General features: G+C 44.6%; 17 protein-coding genes and 3 pseudogenes. 10 read left to right on the top strand and 10 right to left on the bottom strand.

The window, feature by feature from the left end; all coding sequences use genetic code 11:
• Positions 1 to 194, top strand: a pseudogene (locus AC5JM2_RS18820) (serine hydrolase); the annotation flags it as partial.
• Between the two features lie 13 nt (positions 195 to 207).
• Positions 208 to 579: a photosystem II reaction center protein Psb28 gene (gene psb28, locus AC5JM2_RS18815; protein ID WP_495836377.1), complete on the top strand. Its 372-nt coding sequence runs from the start codon at positions 208 to 210 to the stop codon at positions 577 to 579.
• Between the two features lie 261 nt (positions 580 to 840).
• Here psb28 and dprA read toward each other — a convergent pair whose 3' ends face one another.
• On the bottom strand, positions 841 to 1,962 hold the full coding sequence (dprA, locus tag AC5JM2_RS18810) for a DNA-processing protein DprA (protein WP_495836535.1): 1,122 nt from the start codon (positions 1,960 to 1,962) through the stop codon (positions 841 to 843).
• 359 nt (positions 1,963 to 2,321) lie between these two features.
• On the opposite strand from dprA, the gene AC5JM2_RS18805 reads away from it, so the two are divergent.
• The 3 genes from AC5JM2_RS18805 to AC5JM2_RS18795 all read left to right on the top strand — a co-directional run bounded on the left by AC5JM2_RS18805 (position 2,322) and on the right by AC5JM2_RS18795 (position 4,900).
• Positions 2,322 to 2,453: a hypothetical protein gene (locus AC5JM2_RS18805; RefSeq protein ID WP_495836376.1), complete on the top strand. Its 132-nt coding sequence runs from the start codon at positions 2,322 to 2,324 to the stop codon at positions 2,451 to 2,453.
• Positions 2,454 to 3,137: 684 nt separating this feature from the next.
• The gene (gene rocD, locus AC5JM2_RS18800; RefSeq protein ID WP_495836375.1) at positions 3,138 to 4,382 is read left to right on the top strand and encodes an ornithine--oxo-acid transaminase; all 1,245 of its coding nucleotides are present in this window, start codon (positions 3,138 to 3,140) and stop codon (positions 4,380 to 4,382) included.
• A 269-nt stretch (positions 4,383 to 4,651) separates the two neighbouring features.
• Positions 4,652 to 4,900 carry a deoxyhypusine synthase family protein gene (locus AC5JM2_RS18795; protein WP_495836374.1) on the top strand — a complete coding sequence of 83 codons (249 nt, stop codon included), beginning with the start codon at positions 4,652 to 4,654 and terminating at the stop codon, positions 4,898 to 4,900.
• Between the two features lie 168 nt (positions 4,901 to 5,068).
• Here the strand turns inward: AC5JM2_RS18795 and AC5JM2_RS18790 are convergent, their stop codons facing one another.
• The gene (locus AC5JM2_RS18790; protein ID WP_495836373.1) at positions 5,069 to 5,212 is read right to left on the bottom strand and encodes a hypothetical protein; all 144 of its coding nucleotides are present in this window, start codon (positions 5,210 to 5,212) and stop codon (positions 5,069 to 5,071) included.
• A 245-nt stretch (positions 5,213 to 5,457) separates the two neighbouring features.
• Between AC5JM2_RS18790 and AC5JM2_RS18785 the strand changes: the two genes are divergently transcribed.
• On the top strand, positions 5,458 to 6,567 hold the full coding sequence (locus tag AC5JM2_RS18785; protein ID WP_495836372.1) for a fatty acid desaturase: 1,110 nt from the start codon (positions 5,458 to 5,460) through the stop codon (positions 6,565 to 6,567).
• A 2-nt stretch (positions 6,568 to 6,569) separates the two neighbouring features.
• On the opposite strand, the gene AC5JM2_RS18780 is transcribed toward AC5JM2_RS18785, so the two are convergent.
• Both AC5JM2_RS18780 and AC5JM2_RS18775 read right to left on the bottom strand, forming a co-directional pair.
• A complete protein-coding gene (locus AC5JM2_RS18780; RefSeq protein ID WP_495836371.1) occupies positions 6,570 to 6,731 on the bottom strand; it encodes a hypothetical protein in 162 nt (53 codons plus the stop codon).
• Between the two features lie 21 nt (positions 6,732 to 6,752).
• Positions 6,753 to 7,379, bottom strand: a pseudogene (locus tag AC5JM2_RS18775) (bifunctional ornithine acetyltransferase/N-acetylglutamate synthase); the annotation flags it as partial.
• Between the two features lie 778 nt (positions 7,380 to 8,157).
• On the opposite strand from AC5JM2_RS18775, the gene AC5JM2_RS18770 reads away from it, so the two are divergent.
• Positions 8,158 to 10,479 (top strand): cytochrome-c peroxidase, encoded by a 2,322-nt coding sequence (locus tag AC5JM2_RS18770; RefSeq protein ID WP_495836370.1) that lies wholly within the window; start codon positions 8,158 to 8,160, stop codon positions 10,477 to 10,479.
• A gap of 523 nt (positions 10,480 to 11,002) precedes the next feature.
• Here AC5JM2_RS18770 and argJ read toward each other — a convergent pair.
• A complete protein-coding gene (gene argJ, locus AC5JM2_RS18765) occupies positions 11,003 to 12,244 on the bottom strand; it encodes a bifunctional ornithine acetyltransferase/N-acetylglutamate synthase (protein WP_495836369.1) in 1,242 nt (413 codons plus the stop codon).
• Positions 12,245 to 12,710: 466 nt separating this feature from the next.
• On the opposite strand from argJ, the pseudogene AC5JM2_RS18760 reads away from it, so the two are divergent.
• From AC5JM2_RS18760 to AC5JM2_RS18750, 3 genes and pseudogenes are all read left to right on the top strand, one after another.
• Positions 12,711 to 13,265, top strand: a pseudogene (locus tag AC5JM2_RS18760) (alkaline phosphatase D family protein); the annotation flags it as partial.
• Between the two features lie 292 nt (positions 13,266 to 13,557).
• Complete coding sequence (locus tag AC5JM2_RS18755; RefSeq protein WP_495836368.1) at positions 13,558 to 15,000, top strand: ATPase domain-containing protein; 1,443 nt, start codon at positions 13,558 to 13,560, stop codon at positions 14,998 to 15,000.
• A 71-nt stretch (positions 15,001 to 15,071) separates the two neighbouring features.
• Positions 15,072 to 16,169, top strand: coding sequence for a hybrid sensor histidine kinase/response regulator (locus tag AC5JM2_RS18750; protein WP_495836367.1), 1,098 nt, complete (start codon positions 15,072 to 15,074; stop codon positions 16,167 to 16,169).
• Here the strand turns inward: AC5JM2_RS18750 and rppB are convergent.
• The 5 genes from rppB to AC5JM2_RS18725 all read right to left on the bottom strand — a co-directional run bounded on the left by rppB (position 16,150) and on the right by AC5JM2_RS18725 (position 21,706).
• Complete coding sequence (gene rppB / locus AC5JM2_RS18745; protein ID WP_495836366.1) at positions 16,150 to 17,520, bottom strand: two-component system sensor histidine kinase RppB; 1,371 nt, start codon at positions 17,518 to 17,520, stop codon at positions 16,150 to 16,152. The genes AC5JM2_RS18750 and rppB overlap by 20 nt on opposite strands.
• Positions 17,510 to 18,211, bottom strand: a complete 702-nt coding sequence (gene rppA / locus AC5JM2_RS18740; protein WP_495836365.1) for a two-component system response regulator RppA — start codon at positions 18,209 to 18,211, stop codon at positions 17,510 to 17,512. The genes rppB and rppA overlap by 11 nt, the downstream gene beginning before the upstream one ends.
• A gap of 320 nt (positions 18,212 to 18,531) precedes the next feature.
• Complete coding sequence (locus tag AC5JM2_RS18735) at positions 18,532 to 19,857, bottom strand: hypothetical protein (protein ID WP_495836364.1); 1,326 nt, start codon at positions 19,855 to 19,857, stop codon at positions 18,532 to 18,534.
• 29 nt (positions 19,858 to 19,886) lie between these two features.
• Positions 19,887 to 20,984 carry a cysteine synthase family protein gene (locus tag AC5JM2_RS18730; RefSeq protein ID WP_495836363.1) on the bottom strand — a complete coding sequence of 366 codons (1,098 nt, stop codon included), beginning with the start codon at positions 20,982 to 20,984 and terminating at the stop codon, positions 19,887 to 19,889.
• Positions 20,985 to 21,355: 371 nt separating this feature from the next.
• On the bottom strand, positions 21,356 to 21,706 hold the full coding sequence (locus tag AC5JM2_RS18725; protein WP_495836362.1) for a DUF2808 domain-containing protein: 351 nt from the start codon (positions 21,704 to 21,706) through the stop codon (positions 21,356 to 21,358).
• Positions 21,707 to 21,967 lie beyond the last annotated feature (261 nt).

Here is a 21,967-nt window from a genome sequence, read left to right as displayed (position 1 = left end):
TGACGACTCCGCCTCTACCCAACGGCACAGGAAGCACAATTCCTACAACTGGTTATCAACCCCCAGTGATGACTCCGCCTCTACCCAACGGTATGGGAAGCACTATACCCTCCAACGGGTATCAGCCACCCGTTGGGCCACTCGTTCCACCTCCGGTGATGAATCCACAGTATTATTATCCTTACCAGCGATAAATTTTCCTTTTTCATGACATCTATCACACCCTCAATCCAATTTTTTTCTGGCATTACTGAAGAACTCAACAATGTTAGCTTGCGACGTAATCTCACCTCTGGTAAGCGTATTGTTGTGATGATTTTTAAGCAACTCAAAGCGTTGGAAGGATTTAATACCTTTACAAAACAACCTTTAAATTCGATGCTTTTAAAAGACGAAGAAGGTGAAATCAGCGTCACTCCATCTTCCACACAATTCATTTTTGGGGGTCCAGAAGGTGATGAGTTGCAGCGCGTAGAATGTAAATTTGAAGTAGACCAAGAGGAGCACTGGGAACGATTCATGAGATTTATGAAGCGTTATGCTGAAGCGAATGATATGGCATATGGGGAATCGCAATAGTTGTTATGGCTGGGAGGGAACAGGGAACAGGGAACAGGCTTGAAAGTCTCCTGGTATCCGTGGTATAAAATTACCTATAGGAATTGACTCCTTTCTCTGTGTTACGCCAGGTGCTACCCTATGGCTGACACCACGCCTTACGGCTATCGGGTAGACGCCCTTAGGGCGTCTACAAGTCGGGAAACTCTAGCCGAATACTGGCTTCTCTGGGCCTCTGCGGTTAAAAAATAAATCTTACTTACCCTACCGAAAGGAGTAATTTTATAAACATCGTTGATACCGCATCCCCGGTAATTGCGAAACTAAACCCATCAACTCCAATTGCAACAAAGCACTCGAAACCTCAGCCGTAGCTATGCCCGTTTGTTGAACAATAAAATCAAACGCTAAAGCTTCTGAAGTAATTGCATCCATAACTCGTTGAAGTTCTGGTGGTAAACTTGGTAAAGTTAACTGCTGCACTGATGGGGATGGTTCAACAGAATCCAGTTGTGGTATTGCTCCCAGCATTTTTAATAGTTCGTCTAATTCCTTAACAATCGGAATCGCGCCTTGGCTAAGTAGTTTTAAACACCCTTGCGATGGGTGATCATCCAGTCTTCCAGGGAGTGCATAGACATCTCGCCCAAAATCATTTGCGTAACTTGCAGTAATCAAAGCACCTGATTTGACCGGTGCTTCCATTACCAGCACAGCACGACTTAAACCTGCGATAATTCTGTTGCGACGAGGAAAATGGGTGCGATCAGGTGGCGTCTTTGCTGGATACTCACTCACAACCAAGCCTGCAGTCAAAATCTGTTTGTACAGTTCCATATTTTTAGATGGATAGACAACATCAACACCTGTACCTAAAACTGCGATTGTGCGTCCTCCAGCTTTCACAGTAGCGGCGTGACTTTCAGTATCAATTCCCTCTGCCAAACCAGAAACAACTGTGAACCCATTTTTCGCCAAAGCTGTACTAATTTGGCGAGTCCATCGCATACCATACTCTGAGGGTTGGCGTGTCCCTACAATCCCGACGAGTTGTTTTTGTGCCAGATTTTCTTGCAAATCTATTTCACCACGATAGTACACAATAGGCGGTGGGCTAGGTATTTCCAGTAGTAACCGAGGATAGTCTGCATCTGCTGGTGTCCAAAAATTCGGGTTTTGCTCTTGGTGTTGCTGCAAAAATTGTTCAGGATGTAAACGAGAACGTTGTTGCACTACTTTTTGCAGCGTTTGAAAACCAAAACCTTCTACTTGTCCCAACTGTGCAGGTTTCGCGTCCCAAGCTGCTGCCAGTGTACCAAAATGCTGCTGCAACCGTTGTAATAATATTGGACCAACTCCAGAAATTTGCGACCAAGCTAGCCAATATGCACGTTCTTGTCCCAATTCCCCATCCTCAACAAGTCTACTGGGTTGATTATTCCCAGATTGGAGAAGCAAAGATACATTCAGGACTTACGCAAAAATAACGTACTTGCACCCGTTGCGACGAGGAGTGCGCAATCTCACGGTCTTGTTCTTTCCTAACTTGTGCGTAAGTCCTAGGATTTACAGGCGATAGCTTCGCGCTCTGCCTTGGGCAGATCGCCTCATGAAGGTTCCTTTGCGATGCTCAACAAATCAGCAACAGACGCCTGCTCTGTCTACGTTTTGCGGCATGCCATACTGTCATATACTTATTGATATATATTCTTGTTATCACTCGCCATCACGATTACCCTTACACTAAAGGATAATGCCCAATTATGGGCCAAAGCTGTCCAAAACAGTACGTGCAACGCGGATTTCACAAACTCTTTGGTACAACAGTCTTTCGCTACGTGAGTGATAAACGTATGGAGTGGGCAGAGCAGCTATTACGACAAGGTAACATATAAATATAAGCGATAGTTTTACAAATAACTCTTTCTACGGGGATTTTGTTGTAAAAATTTAACGATAGGAACCGCAGCAAACAATGATATACTGATATTGTACAAGTCGGTTCTAGTGGATTAGCCACCAGAAGTCACGAAAAAAGAAAAGTGCAAATTCTGCACTTGGTAGTAACTGTGGAGATGAAAGTCTCTAAGTCAAAATACCTGCGGCTTGTTTTTTATTCTTTGTTTTTTATTCGTCAAGTGCGGATAAAAGCAAAGTTACTATCATAAACATCACCGTTTACACTATTGATTTTTATGCCAGCAAAGTTTCACATTCAGACAGAATGGACAACTGCTTTTCGTCCCTAAAAGTAGGAGTAAGATGTCCTACACAAGTTGCTTGTCTGGAAAAAGAACAAATGGCTGGTCAATAAGTACTTACTAGCTGTTTAGATATTAACAAAAAATCCATCAGTATCACATAGTAGCGCTTGTCTTTGACATCACAAACTTAATCCAGAGAGTTGCGCCTTCAACTTTATTGTCAATAGCAACCTGGAATTACGAAATATAAAACAAAGAATGAAGCTGGGTTTTTCTGAAATCTAGTTGAGTCCTGTTGGATGAGTCATTCAACAGGTAATGTTTCGGCTGTTTTCTCATTCTATTTCAAAATACAGAAGATTTTCAGGAGCAAATATGCAAGCAGTGAATAAAACTCTGGGAATTCCCAACTTCAACACAATGAATACCCAGGATTACATCGAACTTGAACAGCAATATGGCGCTGATAATTACCATCCTTTAGATGTTGTTATTACCAAAGGAGAAGGAGTCTGGGTATGGGATATAGAAGGTAAAAAATATCTGGATTTTCTTTCGGCTTACTCAGCACTGAATCAAGGTCATTGTCATCCCAAAATTCTGGAAGCTATGATTAAGCAAGCTCAAAAAGTAACACTCACTTCTAGAGCTTTTCGTAATGATCAATTAGGAAGATTTTACGAAAAGCTTTGTAACATTTCTGGTTTGCCCAAAGTGTTACCCATGAATTCTGGGGCTGAAGCTGTTGAGACTGCTGTCAAAGCAATTCGTAAATGGGCTTACAAAGTCAAAGGAGTACCAGAGAATCAGGCAGAAATTATTGTTTGTACTAATAACTTTTCTGGACGGACTATTAGTTTAATCAGTTTCTCCACAGAAGAACAATATCAAGATGGATTTGGACCTTTGACAACTGGGTTTAAAGTCATACCTTTTGGTGATGCTGAAGCTTTAGAAAAAGCGATAACTCCTTACACTGCTGCATTTTTAGTAGAACCAATTCAGGGTGAAGGTGGTATTATTGTTCCTCCCGATGGGTTTTTAAAACAAGCAGAACAAATCTGCCGCCAGCATAACGTCTTACTGATTTTTGATGAAATTCAAACTGGGTTGGGAAGAACTGGCAAAATGTTTGCTCATCAATATGAGGATGTCAAGCCAGATGGTATAACTGTCGGAAAAGCTTTATCTGGTGGGTTTTATCCAATTTCTGCTTTCATTTCTACTGACGAAGTGATGAGTGTCTTTCAACCAGGAGATCATGGTAGTACCTTTGGAGGAAATCCTTTAGCGGCTGCAATTGCAAACGCTGCACTTGATGTGATCATAGAGGAAGATTTGTCAGGAAAAGCTGCTATTTTAGGAGAATATTTTCAGGCAAAATTACAATCTATTAAAAGTTCACATATCAAGGAAGTGCGCGGTAAAGGCTTACTCATTGGCATGGAATTACATCAAGAAGCTGGTGGTGCAAGACGTTTTTGCAAGGCGTTAGCTAAAGAGGGATTATTAGCCAAAGAGACGAGAGATAATGTCATCCGTTTTGCCCCACCTCTTGTTATTTCTCAAGATGAAATAGATTGGGCATTTGAGAAAATTGAACGAGTTTTGACGGAATAAAGAATTCACCAACTCACGGGGGATGAATGGTAAAAGGGATGCAAGTCCCTCAACTCAGATCTTGCACCTCCCCCTGAGTACGCCTTGAACTAAAGTTCAAGGCTCATAGTCGAAGTCCGTTAAAACGGACTGGAATTTATATTCAGTAAGCTTTAGCTTACTTGACCTTTGAGCCAAGAAATTTATTTCTTGGCGGATCCAAAAGCAGGTGCAAGATCTCAGTCAATTGATTTAGGACTTACGCACAAGAGATCCCCCAACCACGCCAGGTGCTACAACGGGGCGGCACTTTATCTGGTTCTACCCTCAAAGAAGCTCATTCTTGGGGCAAGGTAGATAAAGCTACCGAACAGATGGTATTTTCCGAGGCAAGTGTGGCATTGCCGTTAATTGCGGGGTATGCGTATGGTAAGGGAAATTGGCGCGATCTGCTGAAAGCAGCAGCGCTTCGCTATCGCCAACCCCATCGTTTAGCCCAGTTGTTTAGCAAACCTCAACCCAAGGTAGTGACTGCGTAGACATTTTCAGGTTGTCCGCAGCGAGTGAAACAAAGTCAGCCAGCGCTTTTTGGAGGTGACGACAACCGGCTGCGGGAGGGTTTCCCTCCGCAGGCATCTGGCGTATGCGCAAAGCGCACGCCCAGAGGTCTAAAGCGCAGCGAGACCGGAGGTCTTCCCCGAAGGGGTTTACCCTGCCTTGGCGACTGGCTTTGCTGTTGGGTGGAACCGAAGTTGTAAGCCGTTATACCATTTCATATCAAGCCTAGTACGTGGTGATAGCTTCGCTGCAGCATAGCGGCAGATCGCCCCGTTAAGACTGTAATGAACCACAGTTCATTAGGAGTCCGGTTGATTACTTCTGATAAAATTTTTCTCTGTAGGTTGGGCAGCCTATATACACTTGATTCACTTTCATCATGCAAAATCAAGAGTCATCTGTTGTTTTTGACAAACAATTCGCTTCTTCCTACGACCAAAGAATCGCTAAATTAGCTCCGCCACCGGAATGCTGGTGAAGAAACTTTCTTGTCTCGATCCAGTCATCTAGGAGAAAGTTTTATTTAATGGAAACCATAGTGAAAAAGTCGGATTTTGTCCTGAGTCCTTACATGAACAGCAGCGACTTGCGGGCAACTTATCAAATCCTGAATACGGTTGTGCCTTATGTGGTTTTATGGTTTTTAGCACACAAAGCAGCTTCTATTTGTTTTTGGTTGCTTGCGCCCATTATAGTTTTGATGACGCTGTTTTCAGTGCGTTGTTTTTCTTTAATGCATGATTGCGGACACTATTCACTCTTTCGTTCAAAAAGGGTTAATCGGATTATCGGTTTTATTCTAGGGGTGATCAACGCGATCCCTCAATATCCGTGGTCGAGAGGACATGCCTATCACCACAAAACCAACGGTGATTGGCAACGCTATCGCGGTCCTAGTGCATTACTCTCTACTGAGGAGTTTGCTCGCCTCAGTCCATCTGCCCAAAGGCATTATGAACTACTGAGGCACCCATTCATGATCTTTCCGGGAGGTTTTTTCTATCTCGCGATTAAGCCAAGACTCGCCCTGATTGCCGGAACATATGATTTTATAACTCATCTAGTGACTTGCTTGCAGCAAGATCCTTTTATGGATTTACCTCGAATCATCTCCTCCCATAAGTCTAGAAATTGGTACACTGCGGCTGAGTTTTGGCATCTGTTGTTCAACAACATTTGTGTAGTCGGCAGCTGGATTTTTCTGGGGTATTTACTTGGATTTGGTTTTTTCGTGAGCGTTTACTCAATCACGCTAACTTGTGCTGCGGCAATCTTCATCTGCGTCTTCTTTGTTCAGCACAACTTTGATGGCTCTTACGCCCACAAAACTGAAGGGTGGGACTATCTCGAAGGAGCAATTAAGGGCAGCAGTTATCTGGAGTTACCCACCGTTTTCAAGTGGTTTTCCGCCGATATCGGCTACCATAACATTCATCATCTTTGCGACAGAATCCCCAATTACAACCTCCAAGCTTGCCACAATAAAAATATTCACCTGCTTAGGAGTGCAAAAACGCTGCGAATCGTAGATATTCCTGATTGCTTCAAATACATTCTGTGGGATTGTCCCTCCAATAGCCTCAAGTCGATAGCATCGTTTCGTCAAGCTGCGCAATCCATCGATCTAGAGAGAGCCAACGAGGCGTAAATTTACTGCGCCAAAGTCGTCTTGCCAGATCCACTTGTGCCAACCACAGAAATTCGTTGCATTGTTTTTCCTCTGTTGGTGTGCTTGTGCGTTACCCATTTCACCCAAGCATCCGGTGCTAGACTAATCAAACGCTTGCCACCGATGTCTGCTGCTTTCGCCATATTTTTCTATTCTTCGTACCCTCAAGTCGTATACTCCGCGTTAATTTTCACGTAGTCATAACTCAAGTCACAACCCCAAGCTTTACCTCAACTAGAACCAGTGCCAATACTAACAGCAATCAACACGGTATCTTCTTTGAGGTATGCACCAAGTGCTGCTTGTTTCAAATACTCACTTGCAGCTTTCTTATCAAATGGTAATGGTTGACCATTCTCCATCAGCAAGAAATCTCCTAACTTTATTTTCAGGTTTTCTTGTTCAAAAGGAACTCCCGCGCGTCCGGCAGCTGCTGCAATACGTCCCCAGTTGGGATCGCGTCCAAAAATAGCAGACTTGACAAGAGAAGAACCTGCAATGGTTTTGGCAATTTGACGGGCTGCTTGTTCATCTTGCGCCCCTGTGACTTGCACTTCTATAAGACAAGTTGCGCCTTCACCGTCACGGGCGATCGCCTTCGCCAAATGCTGGCAAACTGCTGTTAACATCGCTTCTAATTTTTCGGCTTCTGCGCCCATTTCAGTAATTGCTGGGGTGCGGGATTGACCGTTGGCAAGAGCGATTAAACTGTCATTTGTACTCGTATCGCCATCAACGGTGATCGAATTAAAACCTCGCTCAGCTGCGCGACTTAACATTTGTTGCCAGAGAACTGTCTGGTACAGTTTTGGCGCAAGTCCTGGCAGGTGGGATGCTGACAAAGAGGGCAGTTGGATTGTAGAAAAAGGTTGAGTAAGCCTTTAAAATGTTAACTCATCCCCCGGCTATGAAATCATCACTAGTCCCTAAGAGGGACGCTGCGCAAACGTAGTTCCTAAAAGGAACCGCTGCACTGCAATTTCATAAAAAGCCGGGGGGGAAATCGAAGTCATTAGTCTTTAGTCATTAGTAGTTTTAGTTCCTAAGAGGAACCGCTACGCTACACGATTTATCGTCATTAATTATACTAATGAACGGCAGGTGCAGCCTACGGCTCGCTCCGCTAACATGGGGGAAACCACGCCACATGCTACAAGTCGGCAGAGCGTTTCCCTTCGCAGTGGCTCCCCAAGACCGCACTGCCTCCTAATGACCTGTGACTAATGACTAAGACGAGGCAAGGAGACAATTCCTCCCCGTTTTAGAAGAAACGGGGATTCCTTGAGTCCAGTTTTTCATTTCGGGTTAATGACTACCTTCTACTGTGACTGATACTTTAACTCAAAATATACACGTGTAAATTTTTGTAAAAAATATATATACCTTGCGTAAAATCGCTGAATAAACCTGAAAAATGATTAGAGCCGTATCTTGTTTTATATGACTTGGTTTCATGTAGCTTGAATTCGGTTCTAGAAACCCTGTTTAAAGCAGCACATATTGTTGCAACAGAATCTAGCATAAATTGACTCAAATTTTGGCAAAAAAACACAGAAAAACAGAAAAACAATGAGCAATGCTAGAAAAAGTCGCCATAGCGGCTTGTCTGAATTTGAGGAGTCGAAAGACACCCAAAAGGCAAGTAGGAGAAGGGAAAGTTCCTCTGCTTCCCCCTTTATCCATCTGCTATCAAAACTCTTACAAAGAATACAAAATATTGCCATTTGGACAACTCTGATGGTAAGTAAACTTACTCATCTAGCATCCAAATGGTTTAGGAGCATGAAAAAAGGTGCGGCGATCGCCGCGCTGGTGATCGTTGCAGTCCTAACCGGACATACTGTATCGGCGCAAATAACTCCGCCGCCTACGCCTCCCCTCGATAGGATAGAGATTCCAAAACCAAAGAATCTGACGGATTTCGTAAAAGATGAAAAAGCTGCGATCGCCCTAGGAAAGTCTCTTTTCTGGGATATGCAGCTTGGCTACGATGGCATCCAGTCTTGTGCCAGTTGTCACTTTCATGCTGGAGCGGACAGCAGATCCAAAAACCAAATCAGCCCAGGTTTCATTGATAGGACTTTCACCCCGGGAAAAGGTCCGAACTACCAGCTGACGGCAGCAGATTACCCATTTCATAAGCTAGCAAACCCAGATGACATATCTTCGACCGTTGTCTCTGACAATAATGATGTTGCTGGCTCCAAAGGGGTCTTCAGGGCAAGATTTGTTGACGTTAATCCTGGCAGTGACAAGGACAAAGTGACGCCTTTGAAGGATCAAGTCTTCAATGTGAATGGCACGAACGTGCGTCAAGTGACGCCCCGGCATTCACCATCAGTGATCAACGCAGTGTTTAACTTTCGCAACTTCTGGGACGGACTGGCTCAAAACACCTTCAACGGGGTAAATCCCTTGGGGTTGAGAGACTCTAATGCTTATGTTTTGAAAGCAGTTCACCGAAAACGACTGGAAGATGTGCAAGTTAGTCTCAATAATTCCTCACTGGCTTCACAGGCGGTGGCACCACCGGAGAATTCCTTGGAGACGTCCGCTGAATTAACCAATATCACCACGCCATTGAGAATTGAGTTATCTGGAGACGATACTACGGTTAAGGTGTTCAACACCCTAGGTCACACTGTTAACAATACCGTTAATGCGGAGGTCTTGGAAAACACTACCAACAGCGATGAGCAGGCAAGCCGACTTTCTCCTGGATCCAATAATAAGCGTTTCAGAAGGGTGGGTAGGAAGCTCGGTAAGAAGTTCCTTGCCCTGCAGCCTCTTGCCAAGCAGATTGTAGCTTATGATGATAGTGTTTTAAGTTCTTTAAGCAACTCCAGTGCCTATTCGTCTAAACCAGGTCTGAAAAAGTCCTACGAGGCCTTGCTCCAGGACGCCTTCAAGCGGGAGTGGTGGGATTCAGATATTATTATCAAAATTAACCCAACAACCGGTAGGCGAACCTTCTCGCACAAAAAGGGCAAGTTGAACACCAACGAATTCACGCTAGCAGAGTACAACTTCTCGCTCTTCTTTGGGCTGGCAATTCAGGCGTACGAGTCAACATTGGTTTCTGCTGAGACACCATTTGACCAGTTCTTAGCTGGAAACACTGGCGCTCTGACTGCCCAGCAGCAGCTGGGGTGGAACATTTTCCAAAACAAGGGTACGTGCATTGCCTGCCACGCAGGATCGGAATTGACCGCCGCTTCAGTGAGTACCGTCGCTCAAAGGGGACGAATCGGACGTGCGCCTGTGCAGGCCGGTGGGCGTCCTGAAGACAGTGGCTTCTTTAGCATCGGCGTCAGACCTTCCAGCGAAGACCCCGGTTTGGGTGGTAATGACGGTTTGGATGGTAATGGTCAAGGCAATCCCTTGTCGGAAGTCCGGCTAGCTCAGCAGGGAAAATTTAAGCAACTCCTCGGCGAAGACCCCCCTACCCTCAATCCCCCGCTTGATCCCAATGAAGCGGTGACTGCAGACGGAGCGTTCAAAACACCCGGACTTCGCAATATAGAACTCACTGCCCCTTACTTCCACAATGGTGGTCAGTCAACTCTGGAGCAAGTGGTTGATTTTTACAATCGAGGCGGCGACTTTGGTGGCGCACTCCCGCCGCTGAATCTAACACCCGAGGAAAAACAGGGGCTGGTTGCCTTTTTGAAAGGGCTGACTGATGAACGAGTCCGCAATCAAAAAGCGCCCTTCGACCACCCGCAATTGTTCGTTCCTAACGGACATCCAGGAGACCAAAACTCCGTCACCATCGACCCCAACGTCAAAACACAAGACGGTACCACGCAAGCTACGGATTCTCTGTTGGAAATCCCAGCTGTTGGTCAAAACGGTGGTAATCCTCTGCCCAACTTCTTGGCAACCTCTTGAAGAACTAAGTAGGTAGGCACAAATAAACCTAACTATGTAACAAAATATAAAGTGGTCAAAACCATTGCGATTGCTACCCTGCGGGAAGCCCCCTCCGGGGTCTACGTTCCACCCTTCGGGTTCGCCAGTCGCCTAGGTCGGGAAACCCTCCTGCAGCGCTGGTCTCACTGCGTTCCACTCGCAATGACAAACTGATAAATTTTCCCGCCCACCTACTTATACCGAATCAGTGAACAGTGAACAGTTACCAGTTAATCCCCTGAATTCATGGGGATTAACTGGTAACTGATAACTGATGACTGAGAACTGTTAAATCAAAGCGCTTCCTGCCGTAGGCTGGAGGATGAAGCAGATGAGGGAGGATGAGATAACTTCCGGTGTTACTGAATTTGGTCATGAATTGGGTTTGTCAATAGATTTTTAATTTTCCCTAACCCTTGTAAAGACGTTGCATGCAATGTCTCTACAAAATCGTGATTTTCTCAATTCATATCTTGATTCAGCAACGCCCAATTTCCATACTTCAAGTCGTGTACTCGGCGTTAATTTTCACGTAGTCATAGCTCAAGTCACAACCCCAAGCCTTACCTGAACTAGAACCATTGCCAATACTAACAGCAATCAACACAGTATCTTCTTTGAGGTACGCACCAAGTGCTGCTTGTTTCAAATACTCACTTGCAGCTTTCTTATCAAATGGTAATGGTTGACCATTCTCCATCAGCAAGAAATCTCCTAACTTTATTTTCAGGTTTTCTTGTTCAAAAGGAACTCCCGCGCGTCCGGCAGCTGCTGCAATACGTCCCCAGTTGGGATCGCGTCCAAAAATAGCAGACTTGACAAGAGAAGAACCTGCAATGGTTTTGGCAATTTGACGGGCTGCTTGTTCATCTTGCGCCCCTGTGACTTGCACTTCTATAAGACAAGTTGCGCCTTCACCGTCACGGGCGATCGCCTTCGCCAAATGCTGGCAAACTGCTGTTAACATTGCCTCTAATTTTTCGGCTTCTGCGCCCATTTCGGTAATTGCTGGGGTGCGCGATTGACCGTTGGCAAGAGCGATTAAACTGTCATTAGTACTTGTATCCCCATCAACAGTGATGGAATTGAAGCTTCTATCAGCCGCGCGACTCAACATTTGTTGCCAGAGAGTCGGAGACACAGCTGCATCACAAGTCACAAACGCAAGCATTGTTGCCATGTTGGGATGAATCATCCCAGAACCTTTGGCGATACCTCCAATTCGTACTGGGCGATCGCCTATCATTGTCTCCAAGGCAATAGATTTTGTCACCAAGTCTGTGGTAATTATCGCACCAGCTGCTGCATCTGACCCTGTTTCAGAAAGTGCTGCAACGACTTTGGGTATTCCTGCTTTGAGTGCATCCATGCGAATGCGTTGCCCAATCACACCCGTGGAAGCGAGTAGCACCGATTTTGAGGGAATGTTGAGTGCTTGCGCTACTGCCATTGCTGATTCTATCGCGTCTAACCAGCCTTGGTGACCAGTTGCAGCGTTGGCTTGTCCAGCGTTGCAAAGGATAGCACGGGCGCTATGCTTTGCTTGCAAGGTTTGACGGCAATAATCAACACAGGCAGCTTTAACATGACTGATGGTGAATACACCTGCGGCGATCGCCTCCACATCTGAGACTATCAAAGCCAAATCCGGCAATCCTGAAGGTTTCAACCCTGCTGTAATTCCTGCTGAACGATACCCTCTAGGTGCTGTGATACCACCACTAATTTCTTGCCAGTCTGCCATTGTTTTCCCCCTGTTTGATCACAGCGCCAGATTTTTGCTTGTGGCGTTCTGCATTCTGAATTCTTGTCAATGGTGATTATACCAAGCTTTTGGTTCTACTTTCAGTTTTGAAACTCTTGACAAAGTAGCAGCCATTCATCGCTAATAATTATTAAACAAATAAAAAGAGAGCCACTTGGGCAGCTCTCCAGATCATCAGGGTGCATCTTTGTATATCATAATAATACATAATGGGGGTGATTGGCTAGACCCCTCATTTATTTTTTTTTCGGAAATTCTTTAGAGGACACCAAACCCAAAAAAAGGATAAAAAAATAGAGAGCCACTTGGGCAGCTCTCCAGATCATCAGGGTGCATCTACATAACACAGTATAGCATTTTTTGAGTGAGGGGCAAGACCCCTCACCCCCTTTTTTCAAAATTTTTTTGAGACAATTCAAAAATCACCATACTGAGTATCTTCCATATGACTGGCACAAAGCAAGAACAGTGGCTATTCCGAGGTTTGAGTAAGTCCCAAGCTCGCTAGAATGTTATTGCTCAGCAAGTTATGATGGCACAATATAACTTTGATGCTCGTGCAGGGCAAGAAGTTTTTAATTTGGATCAGTGGGATGGTTATGTGGCTGCACGCGATCGTTTTTTGAAATTTCTACAACAACAGCAACCTAGCAATCCAGTTGTCATTGCTGGTGACATTCATTCGAGTTGGGTACACGACTTAAAAACGGACTTCAACAATCCAAACTCCCCCACTGTCGCAACTGAGTTCGTAGGTACCTCAATTTCCTCCGACTTTCCTGAAGCTTTTATCCCCCCAACTGTAGCAGCTTTAAGCGCCAATCCTCATACGAAATTCTTCGACGGCAAAAACCGAGGCTATGTGCGTTGTCATTTAACACAAAATACTTGGCAAAGTGACTACCGCGTTGTTTCCACGATTCGTGAACCGAATGCAACTATCAGTACTTTAGCTTCGTTTGTCGTTCCAAACGGGCGATCTGGTGCCGAACAAGCCTAGTACGTATGCGCAAAGGGGGGAACGCAGTTGCCTACGCAGAAGCCAGTGCGCTTTTGAAGTCTGATGCTACTCTGTACAAGTACCCACCTATGCAGGCGATCGTCCAAGTGGAGCAGATCAAGCTTTTCTTTACTCAAGCGTTTATTCTGCATCAAAAACGGTATACTTTACATCAAAATAATACAAGCCTGAACTTTTTGACTCCTAATTGGTAGTAAAAACCTATGCAGTTGAAAGAGCACGCTATGCTGGAATTGCGCTAAACCTATAGGGAAAGGAACACTGCTTACAAATGTTGGACAATCGTTTGTCTTCGGGAATTTCGGGTTTAGACGGAGTTCTCCACGGTGGTTATGTTCCAGGTCGCGCCTACTTAATCCGGGGTGGACCTGGGGCTGGCAAAACAACGCTGGGAATGCATTTTTTAACAACTGGGGCAGCAAAAGGCGAACAGGTTTTGTTCATTACCTTGGGAGAATCTGTCACACAACTGAGGCGAACTGCTCAAGGGCTGGGATTTGACTTAGAAAACATTACTTTTCTTGACCTGAGTCCCACAGCGGAATTTTTCGCCGAAGTTCAGACTTACGATATTTTCTCACCGGCTGAAGTAGAACGTGAACCGACAACCCGTCGAATTGTACAGCAGGTAGAAGCCCTCAAGCCGCAGCGCATTTTTATTGATTCGATGACGCAGTTTCGCTACCTTGCAACTGATACGTTTCAGTTTCGTAAGCAAGTGCTGTCGTTTCTGCGATTTTTGGTCGAGCAAGACATCACTGTTCTATTCACTTCAGAAAGCAGTGAAGAAGCACCCGACGATGATTTACAGTTTATGAGTGATGCGGTACTGAATCTAAGTTTCAGCGACAGTGAGCGCACGCTCTGTATTTCTAAATTTCGGGGGAGTGACTTTCTAAACGGCAATCATGCAATTCGCCTAACCAACACAGGAATGCAGCTCTTCCCCCGGTTAATACCACAAACCTACGGACAAGCTTTTACTACTGAAGTGATCCCCTCTGGAATTCCGGAAATCGACGAGTTGCTGCACGGTGGAATTGAGCGCAGCACCATTACCATTATCACCGGTCCGAGTGGCGTGGGTAAAACTACGTTGGGACTCCAGTTTATGAAAGAGGCTGCCGGACGGGGGGAACATTCGATCATTTACACTTTCGAGGAAAGAAAGGAAACGCTGCTGCGCCGTGCACAAGGGATTAACATCGCGGTTGATGCGATGCAGGCGCGCGGGACACTCTCAGTTGTTCAAGTGGAGCCGCTGTATTATACACCCGATGAATTTGCTAACCTGGTGCGTCAGGAAGTAGAGGAAAAACAGGCGCGGATTGTCATGATTGATAGTGTGTCCGGCTATCGGCTTTCGGTGCGCGGGCAAGAGTTGACAACCCATATTCATTCGCTATGCAAGTATTTGCAAAACATGGGTATCGCTGTGCTGCTGATCAACGAGGTTGAAACGATTACAGGGGAATTCCGAGTTACAGAAATTGGCATTAGCTATCTGGCAGACACGATTATATTTTTGCGTTACTTAGAAATGAAAGGCGAACTGCGGCGAGCGATCGGCGTTTTGAAAAAGCGGATGACCGACTTTGAGAAAACCCTGCGCGAATTTAAAATTAGTCGCTACGGAATCAAAGTCGGCGAGCCACTCACACACCTTCGAGGTGTGTTGACTGGAGTGCCCGAGTTGCTTAATGATAAACCGTGATTAATAGCTTATGTCGTTTAGCCATAAGAAACCTTTGCAGCAGCATTGCCAGTTAGCAAGGTATAAGAGCGATGAGTGTAATTTTAATTTTTGTTGAGCAATCTGAGAATCGTCGCCTGCTGGCAGAGTGGCTGGGAACGTCTTACAAGGTTGTGGTTCCAGACTCAGTGGTGCAGGCAGGAAAAGCCATGCCACTTTTAGATGAGCCATTTGACTTATGCATTCTCGACGGTCCAGCACTGGACTACCTGTGGGAGTGGGTGCAAGCGAGAAAACACAAAGAGCAACCCGTTTTTCTGCCGTTTTTGCTGATTACAGTCCGCTCTGACGTGAAACTATTGACACGGCATTTGTGGCAAAGTGTGGATGAGCTGATTGCAAAACCAATCGAAAAGCTAGAGTTGCAGGCACGAATTGAAATGCTGTTGCGATCGCGGCGGCTTTCACTACAGCTTGAGACTGCACTCAAGCGAGAACGCGAACTTAAAGAACAAAAATCGCGCTTTATCTCAATGGTTTCTCATGAATTTCGCAATCCGCTAAATACCATTTCTGGTTTCACTCGTTTGCTAGAACAAGACAAACTATCTCAAGAAAAGAGAGCAGACTTTTTTCAACGTATCCAAGCTGCTGTTCGCCGCATGATTGCCTTGCTGGATGATGTTTTGACTTTGAGCAAATCTGAAGCGAATCGCCTAACGTCTAATTCTGTTGGGCTAGCGATTTCGCCTTTGTGCCAGAAGCTAATTGAAGAAGTCAAATTCAGCACATCTACTGGTCACACCATTGATTTCAATTGTGAAGATGAATGTGTCACAGTTTATATGGATGAAGCTTTAGTGCGGCATGTTTTGACCAATCTACTGTCTAATGCTATCAAATACTCAGCACCCGACAGCAGCGTTGAACTGAGAGTGCAATGCCAATCGCAAGCTGTGATATTTCAAGTACAGGATCAGGGCATCGGTATTGCGCCAGCAGATCAACAACGACTGTTTGAATCCTTTTATCGTGCTAGTAACGTTGGCAATATTCCTGGAACTGGATTGGGACTGGCGATTGTTAAACAGCTAGTTGAGCGACATGGCGGAACAATTACGGTAAACAGCGAAATTAATGTTGGGACAACATTCACCGTAACCCTGCCCATCAGCAGCGAAATGTCTTAAGTGGCAATTGAACGATGAAGGTGCTGCCTTTACCAACTTCGCTTTGCACATGCAGACTACCTTTATGTGCTTGAACAATAGCAGTCGCGATCGCCAGTCCTAATCCTGATCCACCAGTGGTACGCGAGCGATCGCTATTCACCCGATAAAAGCGATTAAAAATCCGCTTTTGCTCACCAGGTGCAATACCAATCCCCGTATCTTGAACTTCAATCACAGCATAACCGTTGTTGCATTTGAGAATGACATTTACATAACCGCCTGCTGTGGTGTATTTAATGGCGTTAGCAATCAAATTAGAAAGTAGGCGTAAAAGTTGGTCTTCATCCCCCATCACATACAACGGCTGGTGACATAACACGGAAGATGTTAATTTTAAAGAAGCTGCACTCGCTAACGCGGAAAACTCTTCTATTAGGTCATTAATCAAAACGTTAAGACAGCAAGGTACCCATTGTGTAGCCAGCGTTTGCTGATCCAATCGAGACAGTAGCAGTAAATCACTAACCAGTTCAGCGAGTCGGTAATTTTGACGTTGAATAGATGCTAGGGTATCTCGTGCTTCTTGTTCACAGAGATGCTCCGTATCAAGTATAGTTTCTACTGTTGCATTAATTGCTGCTAGAGGAGTACGCAACTCATGAGAAGCATCAGACGTAAACTGTTGCATTTGTTTGTATGACCTGTGAATTGGTCGCATCGCCAACCCTGCTAGCCACCAACTAGAACCACCAACGAGCAGTACTGTAATGGGCAATCCCAGCGCTAAAACCAATTTTAAAGCAGCGAGACGATTATCAAGCTCTTTGAGACTACGCCCCACCTGTATATAACCCCAAACCTGATTATCTTGAATATGCAACGACAAAGTCTTTTGATTATAACGATTGCCTTGCCGGTCTTTAAGTGTTTGCCACACTTTTGTTTGCACAATCGCTGGTAATTCGTGAGGTTGGAAACCAGCGACAGCAATTAACCGTTCTGAAGTATTGACAAAACGGATGTAATACTGCTTATTTTTGTATACAGAACTAAAAATACCGTGTTCAGGAAGTGTGTGTTGGCTTTGCCCAAAGATTTTTTCAGTAGAGCAGCTAGACTCAACTAGACAAATATTTGGTAGAATCTGTTGAAAAACTGGCTCCATACGACCAGGTTTTTTCAAAGTCGGTTCAATAACATCATGCAGTGTGCCTGAGACAGACTCTAGTTCTTGGTTGATGGAAACTAAGTAAGTGTCAATGATGATCTCATAAACGACGAAACCGCATACAGTCAAAATCAAACCCATAACTACTGCATACCACAGAGCGAGCGAGGTGCGAGTCTGACGAAACAGTTTAATTTGCATCGCTGGAATTGAAACGATAACCCATGCTGGGGACGGTTTCGATAAAATCATCACAACCATGTTCTGACAATTTACGTCGCAACAGTCGGATTTGAGCTGCCACCACATTACTAACACGTTCCGCATTCAACGTATAAAGATGGCTCAAAATTTGTTCGCGGCTAAGAATTTGGTTGGGATGTTTCATGAAGTATTCCAACAGATGAAATTCTTTCTTTGTTAGAGAAACGACCTGATTATCACCATTAGGGTGTTGATAGCAAACCGTACCACTACCGTAATCTAAAATAAAACTACCAACTTGAAGTTGCTGAGGTTGAAACTGGGGCGATCGCCTTTGCAATGCACGCAACCGCGCTAGCAGTTCCTCCATCCCAAACGGCTTGACCAAATAGTCATCAGCTCCTGCATCCAGTCCAGCCACTTTATCTGCCATACTGTCTTTAGCTGTAAGTATCAGCACGGGTAAAGGGTTGCGACGAACCCGTAATCGCTTGCAGAGTTCTAAACCCGATATTCCTGGGAGTAACCAATCAAAGATTGCCAGTGTATATTGCGTCCATTGGTCTTCCAAGCAACTCCAAGCTTCTGTGCCGTCTAAAATCCAGTCAACAATATATTTTTCTTTGCTCAATTTTCGTTGAATCGATGCGCCTAGATCTGGCTCATCTTCAACTAGGAGAACTTTCATAACGAGCAGATATACCTTTGAAGTTTGTTCATCAATAAATTTTAAGCGTAGCTACACCAATATAGGACTCCTATTTGATTTTTGAAAAAAACTCCGTACGCTTTTATTGCTTCTTCCCTGTTAAGCGTTCCCTGTTCCCTGTTAAGCGTTCCCTGGCTCTACTTTGTCAATTCACCAAATCAAACCGGATTCCTATATCTAAGTAGGTGGGCGCGAAAAAACACAACTAGATTAAGAAATGTAAATTGCTTAAAAGCCTGTTTTTAAAGCGTTTATGGTGCTTTACACAAGTTAATATAGTTCGGTTTAATCATGCCCACCTACTTATGTTGAAGTGCGAAAAGAAGCACCAAAATTTCACCTATAATTCCCGCAATCATTCCATACGCTGCTGAAGTAGCTCCGCTATGTCCAACGAAAATGAGACTTCCACATACTATCAAGGTGAAAGATGCGGCAATGAGTGTTGCAAGATTAATGAACCAGTTCTTTGCCCAGTGAATAAGAAGTCCTTGGAAAGTATTTTGGAGCGCCAGGAGAAAGGGTAAGCACGAGAGAATTTGTACAACCGGACGTGCTGCTTTCACAAGAGTTGGATTATCTCCGAAAAACTGACGAAGAAGTGAGAATCCTTTGTCCGTAAATCCCAGAAAAAACGGTATCGAGGTAAAACCCAAACCGACAATAATTACAAAGGTAATAAGTGTCCGCTTTGAAGTCTCTTCATATGAAGAAATCACCACTTGTTGAACCATTCGTGTGCCATTCGCAATAGAAAGAACCAACCCCCAAGCAGCCGGCCACACAGCGAGTGCAAGACTTCCATCGAACGACCGAGCAACAAGACTCAAGAGTATCGCCCTTGCACCCCAGAGAAGAAGCATTGTTGAGGCAAGAGGAAGATAGTAATATGTGACACCTCGAAAGGTTTTAGGAAGCTTTTTAGTCTCATAATGTATGTGCTGGTCAAGAATAGAGGTAATGCCGAGACGCGAACAAAACCATGTAACCAGTACTGCTTCAATGAGTATTGCTCCCATCAAAGTGACACCTGCAAGGAGTGCCCCATCACATTTGAGACTCACTCCCACTGACAGCGCTACAATGACCCAAATAAATCGTGCAACACTTGCCCATCCTACGGGAGCGCTTTTTCTAGCACGGATAAGCAGTCCTTGAAAAAACCGTCGCCAAGCAATGACGAACGGCCAAAGAAACATCAAAAGAAAAGGAGTTCTGCCTCGTGTGGCGATCAAAGGGCTGACTCCAAATACGTCAAGAAGAAGCCAGTTATATAAAGGCTCCCATGTAAATATAAGAAAGATACTACTCAGACAGAGTCCCGCAAATACCGTAAACTGCCAAAGCGCACGCCGAGACATGGCATAGTTCCCAAGCGCTGTTGAGGCATGAAGAATCATAATAATTGGGCTTTCCAGAAATACAGCAACCGCTTTGACAATTCCTACTCCTGCTAACGTCTCTTGCGGGAATGCAAGGCGACTGAGTGCAGCTGTCTGAAGCGGATCGCCGAGGGTCATAGCCACATCGGACAGGGAAAGTGGAATAAACTGGGTGAGTAGCATCAGAAGCGATCGCTCCTGAAGTGCGTTCTTACCTTCTTCAATATGGGGTGGGGTGTTCATAATATTTCTCAGCGCTATCCGTGATGGTACTAGAAATACAAGGGACTTAGTGAAGCGATCGCATGATCAAGATGCCCCCCCTCGATAAGCGCAAATCCGTGATGGGAGAGCCAATTGGAATCGTACACTGTCTCTAAATATCGATCCCCTCGGTCTGGATTGATCATAAGAATACGGGCACTAGGACCAAGTTCACGTGCAAGATGCAAGCCACCAGCCACAATTGCCCCAGTTGACGCACCCAGAAGCAATCCCTCGCGACGTGCAAGTGCATGACACACTGAGTAGGCGATCGCCTCAGGTATCACATACCCACGAGTTAACAGCGAAAGGTCGAGATTAGGTGGAAAGAACGATAACCCAATACCTGTCATCTTGTATGGTTTTGATGGTGTTCCCATAATGACCGACCCCTCCACATCAACGCCAACAACTTGCAGATGCGGAAAGCGGGGCAGAAGATAGCGAGCAATTCCCATTATTTGTCCCGCAGTGCTCATACCAACCACTACGGCATCGAGATCTGAAGAAAAGTAGGCTTCAATCTCACGCGCGGTATAGTATGAATGTGCCTCCGGATTCAAAGGATTCAAATGCTGACATGGATACCAAGCATGAGGAATAGTTGCTGCAAGCTCCTTTGCTCGTTTCATTCGGGCTTTTTGCATTGAGCCTGATTCGTCTGCCTCGTGAAGAGGTACATCTACAAGTTCAGCACCGTATGCTTGAATCATTCGTCGAAACGGTGGAGCAGTTTTTGCATCGACTACAATAATGACTCGATATCCTCGTGCTGCTCCTACCATAGCAAGACCAACGCCGAAATTGCCCGAACTTGATTCGATAATCGTACCACCAGGCACAAGTAGCCCTTCCTCTTCCGCACGCGTGACGAGGTAAATCGCATTTTTCTCCTTAATTGACCCTCCGGGATTACAGCTTTCTAGCTTCAAGAAACATTCTGATGTAACACCTACACGGCAGATGTTTCTGAGTTGTACAATCGGCACATTTCCTATTACCTGGGTAACATCAGCAGCGGCAAATTTTTTCCATGTACTAGAATAATTTTTTTGTTGAGAGTTAACAACATTCTCGAAAGCTGAAGATTTGGCAAGGTGATTCATATTAATTTTGAAGCTGGTATTTGCGTTCTATTAAAGTCGCTTGCTATTGGGTAAACACAGCAAATGTTCCACGCTAACAAGACTCCTTTTGTACTAGATTGTCATGTGAAGATGAAATTACTGTGAAATTTCTGGCTTGACTTCAACAAATATGCAATTAAACTCTAGCTTGACTATAAAAATTTTTGGCGTTGCATAATTGAAGTATGCTACGCCAAATTTTTTATAACTGGGTAGCAATAGAGTTAATAACCAATGCGGAAACTGGCTCCTCCTATAGGAACTTCTGTACTAGTGCCAGCAAACTTAGTGAAGAATCGATAAAAATAACTATTTCCTCCTGTTCGTCGTTTGACATTCTTGAGGTCAATTTATAACTGAGTGTTAGGAGTAACTGGTTCGGTAAAAGCTAATAGTATAGTTTTGTCATTCACAGAAACATTAGTCTTAATTCTTTGACCATTTTTATCTTCTACATTAATGTCATCAACATCATTGCTCAAAGTTACATTGGTTGGAACCTGAATACTTAGCTGAGAAATATCCTTACTATTTTTGGGAATATGTACCCGGAAAGTATGTCTAACAACATGCCAGCGTGTAGGAGGAAATTGCGCGTTTCCATCAATGTGAGGATCTTGACTATCATCTGCGCTAGCGTTTGCATAGTTAACAGGAATTAAGGCTGCAGTAGCCAGAGCCAATGCAACAGCGTACATCATTATTTTTTTCATTCAATTAGATTGCAGATTCATCGTTTGCACAAACCTTTCTTTAACTAGAATGACAGACCACTATGAAATCAAGATGAAAATTTGGCTCTTTCACTAAACTTATTCATTCATATTGTGATAAATTGTCATGAGCGCCCCTCCTGGCAACAACACCTGTGAAGTGATCGGGCGACGCTCCCAGAGAAAGGCTTACCTGGGGCGATTGCACAAGAGACTAAAAACGCATCGATAAGCCAACAAAAGACTGAA

It is taken from the genome of Brasilonema angustatum, from assembly GCF_059505445.1.
This window is presented reverse-complemented; position numbering and strand designations above follow the sequence as displayed.

Bases quoted from the DNA above. Each gene is read 5' to 3' on its own strand.
- psb28 (WP_495836377.1), top strand. From the start codon at position 208: ATGACATCTATCACACCCTCAATCCAATTTTTTTCTGGCATTACTGAA.
- AC5JM2_RS18805 (WP_495836376.1), top strand. From the start codon at position 2,322: ATGGGCCAAAGCTGTCCAAAACAGTACGTGCAACGCGGATTTCACAAA.
- rocD (WP_495836375.1), top strand. From the start codon at position 3,138: ATGCAAGCAGTGAATAAAACTCTGGGAATTCCCAACTTCAACACAATG.
- AC5JM2_RS18780 (WP_495836371.1), bottom strand. From the start codon at position 6,731: ATGGCGAAAGCAGCAGACATCGGTGGCAAGCGTTTGATTAGTCTAGCA.
- AC5JM2_RS18770 (WP_495836370.1), top strand. From the start codon at position 8,158: ATGAGCAATGCTAGAAAAAGTCGCCATAGCGGCTTGTCTGAATTTGAG.
- argJ (WP_495836369.1), bottom strand. From the start codon at position 12,244: ATGGCAGACTGGCAAGAAATTAGTGGTGGTATCACAGCACCTAGAGGG.
- AC5JM2_RS18755 (WP_495836368.1), top strand. From the start codon at position 13,558: ATGTTGGACAATCGTTTGTCTTCGGGAATTTCGGGTTTAGACGGAGTT.
- AC5JM2_RS18750 (WP_495836367.1), top strand. From the start codon at position 15,072: ATGAGTGTAATTTTAATTTTTGTTGAGCAATCTGAGAATCGTCGCCTG.
- rppB (WP_495836366.1), bottom strand. From the start codon at position 17,520: ATGCAAATTAAACTGTTTCGTCAGACTCGCACCTCGCTCGCTCTGTGG.
- rppA (WP_495836365.1), bottom strand. From the start codon at position 18,211: ATGAAAGTTCTCCTAGTTGAAGATGAGCCAGATCTAGGCGCATCGATT.
- AC5JM2_RS18735 (WP_495836364.1), bottom strand. From the start codon at position 19,857: ATGAACACCCCACCCCATATTGAAGAAGGTAAGAACGCACTTCAGGAG.
- AC5JM2_RS18730 (WP_495836363.1), bottom strand. From the start codon at position 20,984: ATGAATCACCTTGCCAAATCTTCAGCTTTCGAGAATGTTGTTAACTCT.
- AC5JM2_RS18725 (WP_495836362.1), bottom strand. From the start codon at position 21,706: ATGATGTACGCTGTTGCATTGGCTCTGGCTACTGCAGCCTTAATTCCT.